Raw genomic sequence first — 6,084 nt, forward strand, 5'->3', positions numbered from 1 at the left:
CGCTCCGGCCGGCGCTGCCCAGCCTGCCCGTGCCACCCAGTCCGCACAGAGGGAGGGCCACTGGGCCGTCCCCGGTTCCCCGCCCGCCAGGCCCAGGCCATGGCGGCCCTGCGGGAAGACATGCAGTTCCGCCGGGACGCCGGCTGCCATCAGCGCGCCCGCATAGCGGAGGCTGTGGCTGACCGGAACCGCGGAGTCATCGGCCGTGTGCCATAGGAACGCCGGCGGCGTCACGCTGCTGACCTGCACGTCCGGGGACAGTGCCGCGAGGACGTCCGACGGCGGTGCATCGCCAAGGAGGTTGTCCACCGAGCCTTGGTGCACTTCGTGCGTCAGGGACACGACGGGGTAGCAGAGCACGCTCAGTTCCGGGACGGCTGCGGGGACGTCCAGCCGGGGGCTGCCGGTGGCAGTGGCCGTGGACAGGGTGGCGGCCAGGTGCCCGCCGGCAGAAAACCCGAGCACGCCCACCCGCTCCGGATCCACAGGCAGGCCGTGGGCGCCGCTGCGGATGTACAGCATGGCCTCCTTGGCGTCTTCAAGGGGTGCAGGGTGCCGGTCCGGGGCCACCCGGTACCGCAGCACGAAGGCGTGGATGTCCAGCGAAGCCAGCCACTCCGCCACAGGCTCCGCCTCATGCTCCGCCTGCCTGGCGTATCCGCCGCCCGGAAGTACCAGGAATGCCGGACGGGCGCCGCCCCCGCTTCCTGCGGCAGGTACCTCCGTCAGATCGATCGCCATGCTCATGCCACCTCGGTGCTGCGGCGCAGCGTGACCTCGCCGGTGATGGGCTGCGGCAGCTCGTCGTCGTCGCCTGCCAGGGGCGCCGTCGCCCGGGTGGCGAGCCGGCCGATCTCCTCCAGCGGCAGGCGCACGGTGGAGAGGGCCGGACGGAAATCCCGAAGGGTCTCGATATCGTCAAAGCCGGCGATGGTTGCGTCGCGGGGGATCCGCAGTCCCTCCGCACGCAGCGCCGCCGCCGCCCCAATGGCCATCACGTCGTTCACGGCGAAGATGCACATCTTCGGGCCGGCCGGTTCCCCCGTTCCGGTGCTGCCGCCCTTGATCCGCGCTGCCAGCTTCAGGCCCGCCTCGTAGCCGCCGGCCCGGTTGAATGAACTGCGCAGGATTTCCGCCGGTGCCCGTCCTGCCTTGGCCAGTCCCTCCTGGAAGCCGTGGACCCGGTCGTCAGAGGTCAGCAGCCCCTCCGGTCCGCCGATGATGACGAAGTCCCCGCCCCAGTGGGCGGCGAGTTCGGCGGCCAGCGCGCCGGCGAGTTCCTGGTTTGGTACCGCCACCACGTGGTAGCCCTCCTGTGCCGACGCACCCACCACCGGATGCCCGACGACGGCCACGCGCCCGCCGTTGCGGCAGTACCTGTCCAGCTCCGCCGCCAGCTCCGCGTTGTCCTCCTGGTCCTCGGTCCGTGACGACCGTGAGCCGGCGATCACGATGGAGTCGGCGCGGCGGGCGGCAAAGGCCGCCACGGCTTCCTTCTCCTCGGCGGGTGCACCGCCGGTGGTGGCCAGCAGGACCATTTTGCGCTGCTCCCGGGCCGCGTCCTGGACCCCGCGGGCGATGGCGGCGAAGTAGGGGTCGGCAATGTCGTGGACGATCAGGCCGATGAGGCCGGAGCTGGACTTTGCCAGGCCCTGGGCCTGGGCGTTGGGGATGTAGCCGAGCGAATCGGCCGCTTGGCGGACGCGGTCCGCGATGTCCTTGCCGGGCTTGCGTGCCGAGCCGTTGAGGACGCGCGAAGCGGTGGCGGGGGATACCCCGGCCAGCCGGGCCACCTCGGTGAGGGTACTTGCAGCCACAGCATCTCCTGGGTGTCGTGGACCAATAAAGCGGTTCCCACATTATGTCGCAGAAAGTTCCGTGCGGAAAGCGCTTGCCAATGCCCGCGTTGGAGTGCATCATTGAAGAAGTGGGAATGCGCTTTCCCAACAGGACTTGAGTAAAACGCTCACTCACCGTGGAGGACACATGGGCTTCGAAACGAAAACGATCCGCATCGCCATGAACGGCATCACCGGCCGGATGGGCTACCGCCAGCACCTGCTGCGGTCCATCCTTCCCATCCGTGACGCCGGCGGTTTCACACTGGAGGACGGTACCCGGGTCCAGGTGGAGCCCATCCTGGTGGGACGCAACGAGGCCAAGATCCGCGAGCTTGCCGAGAAGCACAAGGTTGCCGAATGGAGCACCGACCTCGACGCCATCATCAACGACCCCACCGTGGATGTTGTCTTCGACGCGTCCATGACCAGCCTCCGCGCCGCCACCCTGAAGAAGGCAATGCAGGCGGGCAAGCACATCTTCACCGAAAAGCCCACGGCAGAAACCCTCGAGGAAGCCATCGAACTGGCCCGCATCGGCAAGGAAGCAGGCGTCACCGCCGGCGTCGTCCACGACAAGCTGTACCTGCCCGGCCTCGTCAAGCTCCGCCGCCTCGTGGACGAAGGCTTCTTCGGCCGCATCCTCTCCATCCGTGGCGAATTCGGCTACTGGGTCTTTGAAGGAGACATCCAGGCCGCCCAGCGCCCGTCCTGGAACTACCGCAAGGAAGACGGCGGCGGAATGACCACGGACATGTTCTGCCACTGGAACTACGTCCTGGAAGGCATCATCGGCAAGGTCAAGAGCGTCAACGCCAAGACCGCCACCCACATCCCTGCCCGCTGGGACGAGGCCGGCAAGGAATACAAGGCCACCGCGGACGACGCCTCCTACGGCATCTTCGAGTTGGAAACCCCGGGCGGCGACGAGGTCATCGGCCAGATCAACTCCTCCTGGGCCGTCCGGGTCTACCGTGACGAGCTGGTGGAGTTCCAGGTGGACGGCACGCACGGTTCCGCCGTCGCGGGCCTGAACAAGTGCGTCGCCCAGCAGCGCGCCCACACCCCCAAGCCCGTCTGGAACCCGGACCTGCCCGTCACCGAATCCTTCCGTGACCAGTGGCAGGAAGTCCCGGCCAACGCCGAACTGGACAACGGCTTCAAGCTGCAGTGGGAAGAATTCCTCCGCGATGTCGTCGCCGGCCGCGAACACCGCTTCGGCCTGCTCTCCGCCGCCCGCGGCGTCCAGCTCGCCGAACTCGGCCTGCAGTCCAACGAGGAACGCCGCACCCTCGATATCCCGGAGATCACCCTCTAATGACCTCGCTCATCCTTCCCTCCTCCGACGGCGGCACCCGCGAGTACCGGCTCCAGGCTGCCACCACGTGGGCCCGCCCCACCGCTCCGCTGACGGCCCGGCGCACCTACGCCGCAGCGCACGTCATTCCCGAAGTCCTTGCCGACAACACCCCCGGGGCCCCGGCCCGGCTCGACTGGGATGCCACCATGGCCTACCGGCACGAGCTGTGGTCCTACGGCCTCGGCGTTGCCGATGCCATGGACACCGCCCAGCGCGGCATGGGCCTGGACTGGGCAGCCACCCAGCAGCTCATCAAGCGCACCGGCGTGGAAGCCGCCTCGGTGGTCTCGGCAGGCAACGCAGCAACCGCCGGCAAGTCCGTGCGCGACCTCGTGGCGTGCGGCGCCGGCACCGACCAGCTGGACATTGACTCCCTGCCGGCCGGGGACGCGGGGATCAAGGCTGTCCTCGATGCCTACCGCGAGCAGATCGCGGTGATCACCGAAGCCGGACCCAAGGTCATCCTCATGGCATCGCGGGCGCTGGCCAAGGTGGCCGCCGGCCCCGAGGACTACCTGAAGGTGTACTCCACCCTGCTGCAGGAAGTGGACCAGCCTGTCATCCTGCACTGGCTGGGAACCATGTTCGATCCCGCGCTCGCCGGGTACTGGGGCTCCAACGATGTGCCTGCCGCAACCGAGACGTTCCTGAACCTCATCAAGGACAACGCGGACAAGGTTGACGGCGTGAAGGTCTCGCTGCTGGACGCCAGCCACGAGGTGGCCCTGCGCGTGGCCCTGCCCGAAGGTGTCCGCCTCTACACCGGTGACGACTTCAACTACCCGGAGCTCATCGACGGCGACGGCAGCCACCACTCGGACGCGCTGCTGGGCATCTTCGCGGCCATCTATCCGGCCGCGTCGGTGGCCCTGCAGAACTACGACGCCGGAAACGCTGCCAGGGCGCGCGAAATCCTGGACTCCACCCGCGAGCTGGGCAAGCATATCTTCAGCGCCCCGACGTTCTACTACAAGACCGGCATCGCGTTCATGTCGTGGCTCAACGGCAAGCAGCCCGGCTTCCAGATGGTGGGCGGCCTGCACTCCGGACGGTCGGTCTGCCACCTGGCCAAGACCTTTGAACTGGCAGACCAGGCGGGCCTGCTGAAAGACCCCGCACTGGCCGCCTTCCGGATGTCTGATTACCTGCGCATCAACGGGGTGGGAGTATGAGCGATTTCCCGCGCCTGTCCATCAACAGCGCCACCACCAAGAAGTGGACCCTCGCCCAGGTCGTTGAGGGCTGTGTCAACGCCGGCATTCCCGCCATCGGCCCCTGGCGGGACCGCGTGGAGGAGGCCGGCCTGGACAAGGCCGCACGCCTGATCAAGGACGCGGGCCTGCGGGTTTCCTCCCTGTGCCGGGGCGGCTTCCTCACCGCTGCCGATGCCGAAGGCCAGGCTGCCGCCCTCGCGGACAACCGGGCCGCCATCCTGGAAGCCGTTGCCCTGGACACCAGGGAGCTGTTCCTCGTGGTGGGCGGGCTGGCACCGGGGGAGAAGGACGTGGTGGCCGCACGCCAGCGCGTGGCAGACCGCCTTGCCGACCTCGTCCCGTTCGCTGAGGAGAACGGTGTCCGCCTGGTGCTGGAGCCGCTGCACCCGATGTACGCCGCGGACCGTGCGCTGATCTCCACCCTCGGCCAGGCCCTGGACCTCGCCGCTCCGTTCGACCCCTCCACGGTGGGGGTCGCCATCGACACCTTCCATGTCTGGTGGGATCCGGAACTGAAGGCGCAGATCGAACGCGCCGGCCGCGAGAACCGGATCGCCTCCTACCAGGTGTGCGATTTCAACATGCCCATCGCCGCCGATCCGCTGCTCTCCCGCGGATACATGGGCGACGGCGTGGTGGACTTCGCCACGATCGGCACCTGGGTGCGCGATGCCGGCTACACCGGAGACATCGAAGTGGAAATTTTCAACCAGGAAATCTGGGACACGGACGGCAACGTCGTCCTGTCCACGGTGAAGGAGCGCTACGCGGAGCTTGTCCTCCCGTACGCCTGACAGTCCGGATGCCTGGCTAGACCGCGGGCTCCTGCTACGTCACGGCAGGAGCCCGCGCCCCACAGAAAAGACCCGGACCGCTCATACGGCGCGGTCCGGGTCTTCTTTTGGGCGGAGGTCAGGCGTACAGTGCCGCGCAACTGCGGTAACGGGCCAGCACCCCGCCGTCGTCCTTGCCCGCGGGAAGGACGACGGCGTCTGCCGCCCATTCCGGGTGGCGTCCCGCCAGTGCCGCCGCGGCCTGGCGTGCGGCGCCGTCGGCAACATATTCGCCCGGCTGCGGCAGCACAACATCAAGTCCCAGCAGCTGCGGTGCAACCTCCTGCACCGCGCCAGACTGGGCGCCGCCGCCCACCAGCAGAACCCGCCGGGCCGAGACCCCCTGGCCCTGCAGTGCAGCAAGCCCGTCGGCCAGTGAGCAGACAATGCCCTCGACGGCGGCGCGTGCCATGTTCGCCGGCGTGTAGTTCGCGCGGGTGATGCCGTGCAGCGATCCTGTGGCGTCGGGCAGGTTGGGTGTGCGCTCGCCGTCGAGGTAGGGAACCAGGGTCAGGCCGCCCGCTCCGGGTGCCGCGGACAGTGCCAGCCGGTTGAACTCCGGCAGGTCCACTCCCAGCAGCGCCGCTGTGGCGTCGAAAACGCGCGTTGCGTTCAGGGTACAGACCAGCGGCAGGTAGTGCCCTGCGGCGTCGGCGAAGCCGGCAACCAGCCCGGAGGGGTCCGCTGCCGGTGTTTCCGAGACGGCAAAGACCGTGCCGGAGGTGCCCAGCGACATCACGGCGTCACCCAGCCGTGCCCCGGCGCCGAGGGCAGCCGCAGCGTTGTCCCCGGCGCCGGCCGCGACGAGGGCACCCTGTGGAGTCCGGCCTGCCGCTTCG

At 68.7% G+C, this 6,084-nt stretch carries 6 protein-coding genes; 3 read left to right on the forward strand and 3 right to left on the reverse strand.

Features of this window, described 5'->3' with window-relative positions; all coding sequences use genetic code 11:
* Both AC5RTT_RS19335 and AC5RTT_RS19340 read right to left on the reverse strand, forming a co-directional pair.
* Nucleotides 1-747 (reverse strand): alpha/beta hydrolase (locus AC5RTT_RS19335; protein ID WP_494146531.1); only part of this gene is annotated, 747 nt, incomplete at its 3' end.
* Nucleotides 744-1,817 carry a LacI family DNA-binding transcriptional regulator gene (locus AC5RTT_RS19340; RefSeq protein WP_494146532.1) on the reverse strand — a complete coding sequence of 358 codons (1,074 nt, stop codon included), beginning with the start codon at nt 1,815-1,817 and terminating at the stop codon, nt 744-746. The genes AC5RTT_RS19335 and AC5RTT_RS19340, both read right to left, overlap by 4 nt.
* A gap of 169 nt (nt 1,818-1,986) precedes the next feature.
* Between AC5RTT_RS19340 and AC5RTT_RS19345 the strand changes: the two genes are divergently transcribed.
* The 3 genes from AC5RTT_RS19345 to AC5RTT_RS19355 are packed head-to-tail and all read left to right on the forward strand — an operon-like array spanning nt 1,987 to nt 5,206.
* Nucleotides 1,987-3,156, forward strand: a complete 1,170-nt coding sequence (locus AC5RTT_RS19345; protein ID WP_494146533.1) for a Gfo/Idh/MocA family protein — start codon at nt 1,987-1,989, stop codon at nt 3,154-3,156.
* Nucleotides 3,156-4,370, forward strand: a complete 1,215-nt coding sequence (locus AC5RTT_RS19350; protein ID WP_494146534.1) for a dihydrodipicolinate synthase family protein — start codon at nt 3,156-3,158, stop codon at nt 4,368-4,370. Before AC5RTT_RS19345 ends, AC5RTT_RS19350 begins: the two co-directional genes overlap by 1 nt.
* Nucleotides 4,367-5,206: a sugar phosphate isomerase/epimerase family protein gene (locus AC5RTT_RS19355; RefSeq protein WP_494146535.1), complete on the forward strand. Its 840-nt coding sequence runs from the start codon at nt 4,367-4,369 to the stop codon at nt 5,204-5,206. Before AC5RTT_RS19350 ends, AC5RTT_RS19355 begins: the two co-directional genes overlap by 4 nt.
* Before the next feature lie 118 nt (nt 5,207-5,324).
* On the opposite strand, the gene AC5RTT_RS19360 is transcribed toward AC5RTT_RS19355, so the two are convergent.
* A partial coding sequence (locus tag AC5RTT_RS19360; protein WP_494146536.1) for an FGGY-family carbohydrate kinase occupies nt 5,325-6,084 on the reverse strand: 760 nt, incomplete at its 5' end.

The organism is Arthrobacter sp. Y3221157 (genome assembly GCF_059089865.1).